Consider the following 14,662-nt stretch of genomic DNA (forward strand, 5'->3'; position numbering starts at 1 on the left):
CGCCCTCTACTTTAGGCCAAAGCGCATACAATGTTTCTTATGCACTTCTTTGCGAAACAGCAGCGTATAGCGATATAAGGCCGCGATGCGCGATAAGGACTGGAACGTCATACGTAAATCGGAGAAACGCCTTACTATTGAAGGCAGGCTATTAAACTGGCTACGCGCCTGGTGACATAATTCAGTGAGCCGATCGGGTGACATACCCTGTGGAATATACGCCGCCTGGTTAAAGCGGTACTCGGGATGCAGCCACCATTTCCCATCAAAAAGCAGCCGGTCTTGCTGTTGGAGCTGCTGGTAAAGTGGCGTATTAGGGTAAGGCATCAGGATGTTATAGGCTGCAAAAGCAAAACGATTTTTTAGGGCAAACTCAACGGTTTGCTCAATAGTTTGTGGTGTATCGCCGTCATATCCGAGGGTGAAAGCGGCCCAGGTTTGCAGGCCGAAGTCACGCAATGCCGCAATCTCGTCACGGTATGTGTTGAAGCCGTACATGTTAGGTGATTTTTTCGCATCACGTAAATTTTGAGGAGTGATGGATTCGAAGCCCATAACGTTTCCCCAACAGCCGCTTTTTTGCAGCAGATTCATCAGCGGGCGGTTTTTCGTCAGGTCCAGGCTTGCTTGGCTTATCCAGTTTATCTTCAAAGGGATTAGTGCATGGCACAGTTCCGCCAGCGCGTGCTGGTCAGAGGCAATATTGTCGTCGACAAAAAAGACAAACCGGTGCCCCTGGCTTTCTATTTCGCGAACCACATCGTCTATTTTTCGCAGGTAGCTGCGTCGTCCAAAATATTGGCTAACGGCACAAAAGCTGCAGGCAAAGCGGCAACCGCGAGAGAACTGCAGTAGTGAAATGGGTAAATAACCTTTACCCGCAAAAAGATCACGGCGTGGCAATATAGCACGCTGACAGGCGTCGATTTGGGCGATACCCACCGATGCATCATAACGAGCTTTCAGTTTTCCATGACGGACATCTTCTATCATCTCTGCCCAGCGGCTTTCGGCGTCGCCGATGAAAATGCTGTCTGCATACAGCGCCGCTTCCTCTGGCAATAGGGAAACATGCATGCCGCCGAGAATCACTTTTACACCGCGCTGGCGGTACTGCGCTGCAATCTCATAAGCCCGCCGGGCAGTGAAGGTCTCTACCGTAATGGCAACGAGATCGGTCGCGGCATCGTAATCGATCGCCTCCATGCGATCGTCATAAAGTGCAACTTCTACATCATCAGCAGTAAGTGACGCAAGAATGCCTAGCATCAGTGGTTCCATACGGCCTTCATCCACGTACAGGCTGTGCTCCCTACGTCCAATATTGGGTTTAATAAGCGTCACTTTCATCTTTTCTCTCCCAGATGTTTTCCCTGTTTGCGCACTATTTCCCTATGCGATACCAAATTAGCCAGCAGCGCGATAAATGCATTTTTCCAGTGTCGCTTTTTATTAAATCGCAATAGTCGCCGGAGCACTGATGGATAGCTATAAAAGTGTTTTTTTGCCTGAAAGCAGAGTTCCGTTAGCTGTTGTGCGGTCATCCCTTTGGGCTTAAAGATGGGGTCCCCGTAACAATAATCAGGATCAATCCACCACTTCGGGGAAATAAGTCGTTCTTCTTCCTGTAAGCGCTGATATAACGCGGTGCCGGGCGTTGGGATCAGCAGGTTAAAGTTAGCCACTTCGATATGGTTTTTCTGTGCAAAGCTTAGGCACTGGAGAATAGTTTCCGGAGTATCATCGTCGTAGCCGAAGATAAAAGTCCCGTAAACACAAATTCCTCGAGCGTGCAGCGCCTGAATAACCTGGCGGTAATCACCCGCAGCATGATTCCATGACTTTCCCATCTGGCGCAGATTACCTGGACTCATGCTTTCAAAGCCAATCAGCGCGAACCCGCAACCGGCCTCAGCCAGTTTATCGAGCAGCGTTTCACTGCGAGCAACATCAATGCTTATCTGGCAGCCCCAGCGTCGCCGGAGCGGCGTAAGTATGGTCAGCAGGGCTTCAAGCTTCTTGCGGTTAACGAAGAGATTATCGTCTATAAAAGCGATGAAGCGTCCGGCAGGCAGGCTCTCAATTTCAGCAGCCACCTGCTCCACTGGGCGAGTCCGCACTCCGTCTGGATAAAATGCCTGAATAGAGCAAAAGTTGCAGGCAAATCGGCAGCCGCGAGAGTACTGGACCAGCGCCATCGGAGCATAGCGTTTGCCAGCAAAAATAGAACGATCGAGCGGATAGTCATCCAGCGAGCGTTCCCTGGAGCCTTGGTAGCGCTGCTGCAGCTGTTGCCTCTCCAGATCGCGCAACAGTTGCTTCCAGACACTTTCGGCATCCCCTATAACAATACTGTCGGCATGTTCTAACGCTTCTTCGGGCATAAACGTGACGTGAAATCCCCCCATCACCACTTTTTTGCCCTGCTGGCGATAGCGATCCGCCAACTGATAACTACGGCGCGCGGTAAACGTCTCGACGGAAATGGCGATCAGATCCGCATCGGGCAAGCTTTGTGGCAATGATTCCAGACGCTCATCGTAAAATGCGACAGTATGATCGGTTGAGAGCGCCGCAAGAATCCCCATCGACAGCGGCGTCATGGCATCTTTGGTGCGGTAATCCCCCATATTGGGGTACAGCAGAACAATATTCACAACAGAGCGACCTCGGGCCAGACTGGGCGTGTATCCCAAACGGGATGGCTTGTTAAATTCACACCATATAAGCAGGTGCGATAAATCATCGGCCGCGTTCGAGCAATAAGCTCTGTCGTGGAGGCATCTTCGGCAGGTAGGCCAAGCGTCATTACTCTTGTTGTGCAAAGAGTTAAAGCATCTTCAATCAGAAAGGACATTTTTTCATTATCATCGCAGGCGAAAAAAGCCAAAAAGCTTTGATCAAGCGGCTGCCCTATTTTGGGTAGCGGCATCAGGCCCTTAAGTGCCGCATAGGCATTCCACAGCGGGCGGAGTGCGTGCAGACAAGGAGAATAGCGCATTGCAATTACCTGCTTAAATGCCTGCTGGTTCCACAGAACCGCGCAGGCACGCATCCCCTGCGCGTCAGAAAACCCAAGGACCGGCACCCCCGATAAGTGCAACCATTGAACGCTTAGGCGCGGGGCAAGCTGACGAGAGGCCGCGATACGGTTGTAAAAATCAACCACCTTCGGATAGGCGTCTTCGGGCAGGATTCGCCATAGACCGTGGTGCTTCCCGCGCTTACGGTTCATTGCCAGCGTTAACATCTCCCCCAGCGGCTGATAGCCGGGTAAGCCAGCAACGCCTCTTTCCAGCAAACGCCGTGCGGCCGAATTATCTGCCGCAATGCTGGTATAGCAATGCTCGGGGGGCGAAAACTGGTGCAGAAAATCAAACCCTGCCTTCAGGACGCGAATGCGATGGCGGTAGCAAGGCGTGACGCGCAGGCTTCCCAGATACCCCAGCGGCTGCGGCTCGCCGTTGGCGAACCCGGCATGTTTTGTCAGTTGGCACATTCCAACGGCGCGGCTCCCCTCAAGCGCAATAACGGGATGCTCCTCACCAAAGTTGTGCTGCAGGCTAAAAAAATCTGGCCGACGAGTGAGGACCAGATCGATGTTGCCGCTCATCGCATTTTCTTCCAGAAGCTGTAATAAGCTGGCGTTGTCTTTCGCCGTTGCCGAAATCACCTCCATCACATAACTTCCAGCAGTTTTCCCCGCCAGCGCTCGTCGCCCAACGGATAGCCATTACGGCTGCTGATTTCGTTGTGATGCATCATGTTGATCGGGAAATAGTTACGGAACATGAAAAAGTCACTGCGGTTATGCCAGCTACGCTGAAAAATCGATCGCCAGCTGTAGAAATCGCGGCGGGCTTCCAGACAGCCTTCGGTGACCTGCTGTGGCGTGAGGTGGGCCGGTAAAAATGGCAAATCGTTATAGCGATAGTTGTCATCAAGCCACCAGCGTTCAAATCGCAGTCGACCTTCCTGCTCCAGACGGGTATAGAGCGGCGTGCCGGGGAAAGGAGTCATATGATTGAATGCCGCAATGTACATTCCCTGCTCGCGGGCATACTGCACGGCGTCACCAAACGACTCCGGCGTGTCATGGTCGTAACCAAAAACAAACGTGCCATACACGGCGATCCCGTGCTTACGCAGGTTTGCCAGAGCATTGTCAAAGCCACCTTTCATCGTATTAACCTGCTTATTCATCTGACGCAGGTTATCTTCGATCAGTGATTCAAAACCAATTAGCACGCCACGGCAGCCGGCCTGGGACAGCTGGCGAACGAAACTTTCGTCATGAGCGGCATTAATACTCATCTGCGTCACCCAGCGCACTCCGGCGTGCGCCAGCTCTGGGAGAATTTCACGGCTTTCGCGCAGGCTACCTGCGAAATTATCATCGACAAAAAAGAACATTTTTTTTTGTGATTTTAATTGCTGTAACTCGGCGAGCACATTATCGATATCCCGCCTGCGGTACTTGCGCTGATAAAACGTCTGTACAGCGCAAAACTCGCATGGAAAGCGGCATCCTCGTCCCGTTTCAATCAGCCCGATAGGCAGATAACGCTTGCCCTCGAATAAGCTACGGTCAACTCTCACCTGGCGCAGATCTGTCTGCTGACCATGGTAGCGGCGCTTTAGTACGCCGTGACGAAGATCGTCGATCGCTTCTTGCCAGATTGCCTCGGCTTCCCCCGTGACCAACGCATCCGCAAAGCGTGCGACCTCATCAGGCACCAGCGTGGCGTGAAAGCCCCCCATAATGACCTTTACGCCACGTTTGCGGTACTCGCTGGCTATCTGATAGGCACGCCTTGCGGTGTAGGTTTCAACGGAGATCGCCACCGCATCTGTTGGTTCGTTATAGGGAATGAGCTCCAGGCGATCGTCATAAAAGCGTGTTTCTACATCGCCAGGCGTCAGGCCTTTCAATGCAGCGACAGGCAGCGGCTCCATTTGCCAGGAACGCAGATAGGCTTCGCCCTCCCGATGGCCAATAGCGGGGTGAATAAACGTCAGTCTCATTTTTAAACCTTCCTTGTTGGAGCGTATTCAATCGGCCAGTCGCAGGTATAAAACTGATGCAGATGATGAGCATAGAAGCGATAGCCCAGGTTCGCGGTGAGTGCGAGAGGGCGGAAGTTTTTCGCCTGCCATAACCGCTTCGCGATACTGCTGTAGCGGTAGACTTTCTTCCAGGCGTATTCGTGGCCCATTTCAAGCTCATGAACGCTCATTAGCTTGGGTTCAAACACCACATGTTGGGCATCATATAAAGACCAGTCTTTCGTCAGAATGCGTTGTTCTTGCTCAAGTCGATGGAACAGCGGTGTGCCGGGGAACGGCGTCAGCACTGAAAAACGAGGCAGGTCGATACCCGCGTCAATCGCCAGGTCGACGGTACGTTCAAAGACATCGTGAGTATCGTGATCCAAACCGAAAACAAAACATCCCTGAATCGAAATCCCCAGTCGATGAAGGTCGCCAATTAGCGTTTTATAATCCACCGATCCGTTAAACTTTTTACCAGCATCTTTCAGGCTTCCGTCGCTCACGGTTTCTAGCCCTAACAGCAATCCTTTGCATCCGCTTCGCGCCATCAACTCCATCAGTTCATGATTATGGGCAATCAGCACGGTAGACAAACCAAACCACTGAATTTTCAGTGGGATCAGAGCGGTAAATAGTGCTTTGGCATAACCTATATCTGACACCAGATTTAGATCGACAAAAATCAGCTTGCGCTTGCCGGTGCGGGCAACAAACTGGCGAATATCGTTGATCACCCACTCAACCGGATGCTGAAACTGTTTTCGACCCCATGCGCTTGGGGCCACGCAAAACTCGCAGTTATGCGCGCAGGAGCGTGTTGCTTCGAACACCGCCTGGGTAAGGAAATTTTTGCTGTCAAAAAGTTCGCGTTCAGGAAAAGGCAGGTCAGGCACTGCCAGTTGAAAATCAGCCTCCTGCCGATAGCTGGCCTTCATCCTGCCGGCCAAAAAATCCACTAGCAGCTGCGGCCAGCTTTGCTCGGCATAACCGATGCAAACAGCATCAGCATTTAGTGCAGCTTCTTCTGGAAGCAGCGTGACATGCGGCCCACCTAGCACCACGCTTATCCCTCTGGCGCGAAATCCAGCGGCCAGCTCATAGGTTCTTGGCGCGTTGCCGGTGATCACCGTCATGCCAATTAAATCGGCGTCCAGATCGTGCGGAATATCATGGATGCTTTCATCGATCAGCGTGATCTCCACGGGTAAATCTTTTGGCACCAAAGCGGCCAGCGTCGTAAGCGTTAGCGGCTGGTAACGCAAGGAACGTTTGAATATCCCGCCTCTGCTGCGGTACAGCGGCCCTTTGGGGGAAATCAACACCAGTTTCATTTTGCGCTGCGGGGTAAACACTGAAGGTTCCATGTCGAAGTTCTATTCCTGAATGTGAAAGATTTCGTGCCAGCCGTCGTCAGTCAGAAGTACCGGGAGTTTGATATCACCGGGACTTTTTCCCTTTCCATATTGCCAGTGCAAATAACGCTCAACAGGCTGATGGGCAAAAATTGGACGAAGAGGATGGATCTGAAGCAGATTTCTGGCGTAGGCATACTGCGGGTTTTGGCAAAGCTGCCGTTCAACTTCTGGCAGCAGTGGGACGTTGTGTCCGCGATGCTGCTCATCTAGTAAAAGGACGTAACCGAGGCGTTTGCGATCCGGAACAAGCGTGGCAAATCCCTTGAGCTGGCTCAGACAACGAGTAACAAAAGGCTCATTCAGTTTTTCACCCACCAGATCGCTGCACACGCCATCACGCCCCAAAAAACGCAGCGTTATCTTGCCGGGCTGAGCGCCAATGCACTTAACGCGATCGCCCGTAGAGTAGCGATACAGCCCGCTGTTCGTAGTAACAATCACGCTGTATTCATCGTTAACGACTATTTCATGAGCAAGGAAAATTGTTCCATCAGCGCGCAAAAACTCATAAAAATTACTGTCAAGACATAGGCGAGCCCGATCGCTCCCATCTGGAACCGTAATAATGGCTTCCGTTGAAAGCAGCCCTTTAGGCTGTAAATAGACACCGGGAAACTGGTGCTGCACCGCATTCGCCAGCGGCTGCGATGAAGCATCGGCCCAGCAGCTGATGACATTCAGTCTCGGCCATAAAATATACGTATTTTTCTGATGCAGATATGCGTGATAACGGTGAAGAGCGCTGTTATCCGCGCAAAGTTGATGCCCGGCAACATTGCCTCCATGTGCCAAAAGCTCAACCAGCTCGTACTGTTTTTCGTGAAGAGCGGTGAGCAGTGAGGTCAGGAAGCTAGGACTCCACACGGAAATCAATCGGAGGTCATAACAACGAATCAGGAAATACAGGGTCAGCAACTGCCAGTGCCCCATATCCTTTACCGACCCCAGGCTCATTGGCACCGCGCTCAATTGCGCAAATGCCGCAAGGTTTTCCTCACCCAGGTAAAGCGCATCGCCAGCCCCGATGAGGATCCCGCTGGGCGTCATCTGACTTTCAGCCGCAGCAGGGCTGAGCGCCCAGTAGACCTTGCCCTCGTTCAGTTGAAACTGTGCGATTAGGGCACTTAGCCAGCCGATAAGCTCATGACGAAAATCAGCGAGCCCCCGAGCGGTATAAGGAATAAGTTTTCCGCCGCTGTGGCTACCGCCGGTTTTTTCAAAAGCGACGAGAGGTTCGCCACAGAGGACACCCTCCCCTCCGTTAGCCATTTGTTCAATCCAAGGGGCTAACGTTTCGTATTCAACGATGGGAACCTGGCGCTGAAAATCCGCGACCGAATTAATAGTCGAAAATCCGTGATGTGCGCCATAGAGGGTATTTTTATTAATTTGCAAGCAGGACATTAGCCAACGTTCTTGCCGCGTGGACGCCGATTCAAAGGTAGAAGAAGTCGGTTGCCGAAAATGGTGCCAGGGATTATTCATTGCGAAACTCAACGTGTGGCTTCTCAAAAAATGACCGACAGCGGTCGCTTAAATTATCCGGAGATATTTCGCATAAACAAACGAGTTCGTGACCACGACTATAGTTTGGATTTTTCTGCAAAAAGAAGGCAACTTCAGGCTTTGTTTGCAGCGTTGGCACAATATCCGCCAATGGGGCTTTAAGATATCCGAAATGCTCAGGGCATTCGACTACGCCCGTTTCTGGGTTATACAGCGATCCGAATTTTTGCTGCGCCAGTGAGTCAGCCAGGTGCTTAAGTTCTGGCTCTGGCGTATTCCAGTTCGGATGAAATTTTTTGGTGAAAACCTTGAGATATTTGTACGTCCTAATCCCTTTAACCAGCAATAACCAGTAAAGTATCAAACTTGGGTTATCTTGCTTTAGCAGAGCCATCCTCATGATCCAGGTTTTGTATAGCACCTGTTGCTTCCAGTGTTCTGGAATCACGATGGTATCGCCGGAATAAATAATGGTGGTATTTTCGTTGCATGAATATTGCAGCGTTGTAAACCCAACAAGATCGTTTTGATAGGTTAAAAATAGCACCTCGTCTTTATTATCCAGATCGGCGTAAAATTTTAGTTCATCACTGCCAGAATAAGAGTCAAAATATATCTCTGCCATTCTCTTTCGCGTGATTTTAGAAAGCGTTGGTACCTTTTGAAAATATGTATGATATCCCACCACCTATAACCTCCACTGCCGGATTATTCCCTGCAAAAAACATGGTTTTACTAAGCTTAATCGTTTTTAAAAACAGGTCAACACGATGAAAAGTATTAAATAATTCTAAGGCAAGCCAAATACAGCTTCCCACCGCACCCGGTCTGGATTTCCAGGCTTGACATGCGCGGCGTGAGATTACTCTTTCAGATATTCCTTCTCAGAAAAACCATACGCCATGAAAATATAACAACCGTTATTCATTTTTAATTTGTATTTATGAATTCGATAACTCAAAGCCAACAAGCAGTCACATGTCTTGCAGTTTGGTGTGTACGACCTATGTGAAAATTGCCCGTCAGCTTGATGCCACCAAATCCCCACCTCAATCTCATTTTTTTATCGCCGATGATAAAACTCTGCCCCAATCAAAAACCCTCATCTTATTTTAGCGCCCCTCACCCGGCGTCATTTCTTCGGCGTTGAGACTTGTTGATTATCGATTTGCACGTCCTGGCTCTACCGTTGTGGGGTTTTTAAACTCCCATACGAAAAAGGAAATGCATTATGTCTACAAATATCAACGTAAAAATGAACGCGGAATGGAACGGTGCAGGCGCATGGTCCGGCGCGCTTGAATTTGAAATGGTCAACAATACGGGTTCCACCTTAGTAAACCCGGAAATCAAAATTCAGCTTGGGCAGCTTTTCATTGCGTCGATGAATACCGGCTTCGAATTCGCGCAGGCCGGGGATGTTCTGACCGGCCATCTGCTGTCCCATTTGGCGAACGTCGCCAGCGGCGAAACGATCCGCTTTTCCGTCGGGGCAAGCTTCCCGAACGGCGGCAACCTGAGCAAGCTGCCCGTCGCCTACTGGGTTAACGGCATGAACATCAACGGTACCGACACCGACGATAGCACCGATACCGACGACAGCACCGACAGCACCGACAGCAATCCAGACGTCGTTGCGCCATCCGTCCCGGCAAATATTCAGACCAGCAATATCGCCGATACCTCGCTGTCGCTCTCCTGGAACGCCTCCACGGACGACGTTAACGTTGCCGGTTATAAAGTGAAGTACACCCCGGCAGGCGGCGTTAGCCAGACGGTGAACGTTACCGGAACAGCCTGCTCCCTGAGCGGCCTGACGGCCAACACCGAGTACAGCTGCTGCGTGGCCGCCTTCGACGGCAGCAACAATCTGTCGGCTTACTCGTCCGCGGTGGCCGCTAAAACCCTGGCTCCGGCCGCAAGCTCAATCATTTTTGCTCCTTACGTGGATGTGACCATCAGCGCCGACTGGGGAACCAACCCTCCGGGCATCAATACCCGCTTTGTGAACAACGCGCTGGCGCTGGGCGTGAAAAGCTGCCACCTCGCGTTCCTGGTGCAGGACAACGCCACCAAGCAGCTGGTGTGGGGCAACGCCTACTTCCCTTATAACGCGATCAAACCGATTTGCGACAGCATCCATGCCGCTGGCGCCGAGCCTATCGTTGCCTTTGGCGGCGCGAGCGGCGTCGATCCTTCCGTATCGCGCACCCAGGCCGAAATGACCAAAATCTATCTCGACCTGAACAAAGATTTTGGCATCAAACATATCGATTTCGATTTCGAAACCGCCGGCTATTACAACTACAAAGTGGCCTTCCCGGCCGCGCTGGAAGCGAAAAAGCAGAACCCGGCGCTGTGGTTTAGCCTGACGCTGCCCGTCACGCCGCAGGGCTTAAACGCCGAAGGTATTGCGATGATCTCTTATGCCAAACAGATTGGCCTGCCGCTGAACGTGCAGATTATGGCGATGGACTACGGCCCATCCGGCATTGATATGGGCGATACGGCAATCAGCGCCATCGAAGGCACCAAAGCCAATCTGGCCGCTATTTACCCGGAAAAAACCGCAGCCGAGCTGTACAAACTGATTGGCGTCATTCCTATGATCGGTCAGAACGACGTGGCCGGTGAGATGTTCACCTTCCAGGACGCGGTACAGACCGCGCAGTATGCGAAGCAGAAAGGCCTAAACCTTATTTCCATGTGGTCGCTGGTGCGCGACTTCCCAGGGATGTCGGATCTGTCGACCTGCACCCAGAACCCGGCGCAAACCAAGGACTACGAATACGCCACCACCATTATGAACGCGTTAAAATAACGCGCTAAAATTACAGGCCCGAAAAGTTTAACGCGGGCCTTTTATTGCGTGTGATATATTAACCGTTCAGGTGGCAATATTCCGGTACATTGCGAAGAATATTACACTTAAACCCCACGCCGTTGATTTAATAACGGAATTGATTTTTAACTGCGAGCAAACAGGCTATTTCCTGCATCATATATTACGACATCACTTAACTATCAAAGCATTGCAATTAATTAACAACAATTCTCCTCCGTCTGCTCGGCAATAATTACTGCCAGATAACTATCTTTCTATCCTCCCTTAAGAATTGAATTAATACCTTTTCAAGGCCACTCTGTTGCGGAATAAATTTTGCCGTCGGCAGAATCTTATTTAACCGCTGCAACTCTATTATTAATAATAGTATCCGAGAGGGAGTATTAGCATGAAAGCTCTTGCATCTGGTCAGACGGAAAACGAAAAAGCTGCACTGTATTTATTGGATCAGGCCATGGGATATGCCTTCCAGGGCGCGCTACGGGCCGTCGCGCTGCTGGGCGTTGCCGACCACCTGAAGGATGGGCCACAAACTATCGAGGCGCTCGGTAAAAAATTAGGCGTGGACGCCCAGCAGCTCCACCGCGTCATGCGATTGCTGGCGACCAGAGAAATATTTACCGAAACGGAGCCGGGTACATTCGCACTCACGCCACCCGCCGAATATCTTTGCGTTAGCGCAAAACATCCGCTGCGCGAAGCCGTGCTGATGATTACCGATGAAACCTTCTGGCGACCTTTAGGGGAACTGGTGGAAAACGTGCGCGGTCGTTCGGCCTTCAAACAAATCTACGGCATGTCCTTCTTTGAATATTGGTCGAAGAGCCACGAGCAGGATTATGATTTCCACTCCGGCATGTCGTCGATGTCGGAGGTGGAAAATATACTGCTGGTTCGCAGCTACGATTTCCCTAAAAACGCCACGGTTGTGGATATCGCAGGCGGCATGGGCGGCCTGTTATTACAGGTTCTACGCGCCAACCCAACGCTGCACGGTATTTTATTCGACCAGCAGCACGTATTAGTCAGAAACCGTCTCGACGAACTCGGCGACCCATCGCGCTGGCGGCTCCAGGCGGGAAGCTTCTTCGAAGCCTGCCCGGCGGCCGATATCTATCTGCTGAAGTACATCACCCACGACTGGGCCGATGAAAACGCCGCGTTAATCCTCAGCAACTGCCGCAGGGCGATGAATCCGGGCGGAAAAGTGCTGGTGATGGACCCGGTTCTGCCCGAAGGCAATGCCCGCCACCCCGGCAAAGAAATGGATATCCTGCTGATGGCAAGCTTTGAAGGCGGCAGGGAACGTACCGAAAGCGAGCTAAAACAGCTGTTCGCAGGCGCGGGCCTGAAAATAAACCGCATTATTGAAACGGGCTGCTTAATTTCGATTGTCGAAGCCGTGGCGGTTTAATCGCCGTTCCGATTATTCGCCCGGTAAAAAGGTGGATGGCGCTCGCGCTTATCCACCCTACAAAACCGCGCCCGTAGGTCGGGTAAGGCGCAAGCCGCAACCCGACAGCCCACCCACAATCACCGGGCCGTAGGTCGGGTAAGGCGCAGCCGCCACCCGACAGCCCACCCACAATCACCGGGCCGTAGGTCGGGTAAGGCGCAGCCGCAACCCGACAGCCCACCCACAATCACCGGGCCGTAGGTCGGGTAAGGCGCAAGCCGCCACCCGACAACCCACTCACAATCACCGGCCCGTAGGTCGGGTAAGGCGTAAGCCGCCACCCGACAGCCCACCCACAATCACCGCGCCCGTAGGTCGGGTAAGGCGCAAGCCGCCACCCGACACGCCTCTCTTAAAACTCCACCCGTGCCCCAAGGTTATAACGGCGGCCTTCGACCAGGCCGTAATCGCCCCATCGGCTAACGCGCTGCGGATCGGCGTCAAACAGGTTATACACGCCCGCCAGAAGCTGGGTGTTTTTGTTGAGCTGATAGCGCGCGCCGAGGTCGACCATCGTATAGGTGTCGTAATCGTTATGATCCCCGGTATCGCGGTTGCTGCCGCGATAGTTCGCCCGGCTCCACAGGTCCAGCGCCTCGGTGGCAGACCAGGTGACCGACACGTTCGCCATATGCGTGGGGAAATCGTTCAGCGCATAGCCCTTATTGACGCCCGTTTTCTGCTCGCTGTGGTTGTAGGTGTAGTTGGCGTTGGCCTTCACCGTCTCGGTTACCTGCCAGTCGGCGTTCAGCTCCAGCCCGTACACGTCCGCCTTGCCAACGTTAAAGTACTTGCTGATGGAATCCGCCTTGTAGCCGTTCATCTGGCACTGGTTGGTCGCCGTGGTTTCGCAGACGGTTTCCTCGGAGATCTTGTCTTTGAACTGGGTGTAGAACACCGTGCCGTCCAGCGCCAGCTTCTCGCCGACCCAGTACAGGCCCAGCTCGGAGTTGACGCTCTTCTCCGGCTTCAGCTCGTCGTTGCCAATGGTCAGGAACGGATACGGCGGCAGTGAGCCACGCGGCGTCACGAAGTCGGAAGACGTTTCGCGCAGCTCCGGCTTTTTGTAGCCCGCAGACACGCCGCCCTTCAGCGCCCAGGCGTCGGCCATCGCCCAGTTACCATAGAGTTTTGGCGTGATATGGGTGCCAAAATAGTTATCGCGATCGAGGCGCGCGGAGGTGGTCAGCGTGAAGTCGCCCATCTGCCAGCCGTCCTCGGCAAACACCGCCCAGCCGTCGCGGCTGATCTTGCTCACCGGCTCCACGCCCGGCGCTTCCTTGCTGGATATCGCGAACTGGTCGTTAAGCTCTTCGCGGGTGAAGTTCGCGCCCACCGTCAGCTTGTGGCTGTCGAAGGTGAAAGTGGTCTGGCTGTTGGCAACGTAGTTCTCCGTTTCGATGTACTGCGGATCGTGGCTGTTTAGCGTGTACTTCGAGCGGCCCTTCTCGTAGTTAAGGTAGTTTTTGGTAGCTATGGTGTCTTCGGCGTACCAGCCGCTGTGGCTGAGGGTGACGGCATCGCGGTCAAACGTCCACATCCACGGCGCCTCGTCGCGATTTTTCTTCTGCTTGCCGGTCACCACGTTCAGGTCAAACAGGTTGGTTTCGTTGGCGGCGAGGCCAATGGTCATATCAACAGATTTGCGGTCGTTTTTGCTGAAATAGTTGTCGCGCTCGTCATCACGGCGGTTGAGCCAGTCGGCGGCGACGCTCACGCCCAGCACGTCCGGCACGATTGGCCCCATGGCGAAGAGGTTCATCTGGTTGGTATTGCCGAAGGCGCTGTCCTCCTGCAGGAAGGTATTTGCCGCCAGCGCGCCGGTCCAGTCGTTAACGCCGTAAGGCTTTTTGGTGATGACGTTCACCACGCCGCCCAGCGCGTCGGAGCCATAGAGCGACGACATCGGGCCGCGAATCACCTCGATACGCTCGATGGCCTCCATCGGCGGCAGGAAGTTCACCTCCGCGCCAATGTCCTGGCCGTAAGGGCGCGATTCGCCGGTATTTTGCTTCACGCCGTTGACCATGTAGGCGGTGTAGCTGGAATCCATGCCGCGCATCATGATATCGCCGGAAACCATATTGCTGGAGCCGTTGCCGACGTTCACGCCCGGCAGATCCTGAATAGCCTCGGCAACGTTGCGGTTAGGTTTTTCCTCAAGCTGCCTGCGGTCGATAACGGAGATCGTCGCCGGGGCTTCTTTTTTCTGCTGAGAAAAGCCCGCGGCGGTTACCACCATCTGATCCTCTGATTCGCTAAGCGGCGTGTTATTTTCCTCGGCCTGCGCGGGAAGCAACGTTCCCCCGGCGAGCGAGACGATTCCTGCCAATGCCAAACGCTTATGAGTTCTCATTTTATAATTACCTGAGATATTGAAAAAAGCCT

At 52.8% G+C, this 14,662-nt stretch carries 10 protein-coding genes; 2 read left to right on the plus strand and 8 right to left on the minus strand.

Features of this window, described 5'->3' with window-relative positions:
• Window positions 1-6: 6 nt before the first annotated feature.
• Genes ACSPHG_RS17315 through ACSPHG_RS17345 form a run of 7 tightly spaced genes read right to left on the minus strand, consistent with a single transcriptional unit; the run spans window position 7 to window position 8,598 of the window.
• Window positions 7-1,350, minus strand: coding sequence for a B12-binding domain-containing radical SAM protein (locus ACSPHG_RS17315; RefSeq protein ID WP_435954723.1), 1,344 nt, complete (start codon window positions 1,348-1,350; stop codon window positions 7-9).
• The gene (locus tag ACSPHG_RS17320) at window positions 1,347-2,657 is read right to left on the minus strand and encodes a B12-binding domain-containing radical SAM protein (RefSeq protein WP_435954724.1); all 1,311 of its coding nucleotides are present in this window, start codon (window positions 2,655-2,657) and stop codon (window positions 1,347-1,349) included. Before ACSPHG_RS17320 ends, ACSPHG_RS17315 begins: the two co-directional genes overlap by 4 nt.
• Window positions 2,654-3,679 (minus strand): N-acetyltransferase, encoded by a 1,026-nt coding sequence (locus tag ACSPHG_RS17325; RefSeq protein WP_435956051.1) that lies wholly within the window; start codon window positions 3,677-3,679, stop codon window positions 2,654-2,656. Before ACSPHG_RS17325 ends, ACSPHG_RS17320 begins: the two co-directional genes overlap by 4 nt.
• Window positions 3,679-5,025, minus strand: coding sequence for a B12-binding domain-containing radical SAM protein (locus tag ACSPHG_RS17330; RefSeq protein WP_435954725.1), 1,347 nt, complete (start codon window positions 5,023-5,025; stop codon window positions 3,679-3,681). The genes ACSPHG_RS17325 and ACSPHG_RS17330 overlap by 1 nt, the downstream gene beginning before the upstream one ends.
• Before the next feature lie 2 nt (window positions 5,026-5,027).
• On the minus strand, window positions 5,028-6,416 hold the full coding sequence (locus ACSPHG_RS17335) for a B12-binding domain-containing radical SAM protein (protein ID WP_435954726.1): 1,389 nt from the start codon (window positions 6,414-6,416) through the stop codon (window positions 5,028-5,030).
• A gap of 9 nt (window positions 6,417-6,425) precedes the next feature.
• The gene (locus ACSPHG_RS17340; RefSeq protein ID WP_435954727.1) at window positions 6,426-7,952 is read right to left on the minus strand and encodes a GH3 family acyl-acid amido synthetase; all 1,527 of its coding nucleotides are present in this window, start codon (window positions 7,950-7,952) and stop codon (window positions 6,426-6,428) included.
• The gene (locus ACSPHG_RS17345; protein WP_435954728.1) at window positions 7,945-8,598 is read right to left on the minus strand and encodes a hypothetical protein; all 654 of its coding nucleotides are present in this window, start codon (window positions 8,596-8,598) and stop codon (window positions 7,945-7,947) included. The genes ACSPHG_RS17340 and ACSPHG_RS17345 overlap by 8 nt, the downstream gene beginning before the upstream one ends.
• A 606-nt stretch (window positions 8,599-9,204) precedes the next feature.
• On the opposite strand from ACSPHG_RS17345, the gene ACSPHG_RS17350 reads away from it, so the two are divergent.
• Complete coding sequence (locus ACSPHG_RS17350; RefSeq protein ID WP_435954729.1) at window positions 9,205-10,794, plus strand: fibronectin type III domain-containing protein; 1,590 nt, start codon at window positions 9,205-9,207, stop codon at window positions 10,792-10,794.
• 412 nt (window positions 10,795-11,206) lie between these two features.
• The gene (locus tag ACSPHG_RS17355; RefSeq protein ID WP_435954730.1) at window positions 11,207-12,232 is read left to right on the plus strand and encodes a methyltransferase; all 1,026 of its coding nucleotides are present in this window, start codon (window positions 11,207-11,209) and stop codon (window positions 12,230-12,232) included.
• Between the two features lie 394 nt (window positions 12,233-12,626).
• On the opposite strand, the gene ACSPHG_RS17360 is transcribed toward ACSPHG_RS17355, so the two are convergent.
• Entirely contained in the window at window positions 12,627-14,630 is a 2,004-nt protein-coding gene (locus ACSPHG_RS17360) for a TonB-dependent receptor domain-containing protein (RefSeq protein WP_435954731.1), read from the minus strand.
• Between the last annotated feature and the right edge of the window lie 32 nt (window positions 14,631-14,662).

The organism is Dryocola baronae (assembly GCF_051297175.1).
Taxonomy (GTDB): domain Bacteria; phylum Pseudomonadota; class Gammaproteobacteria; order Enterobacterales; family Enterobacteriaceae; genus Dryocola.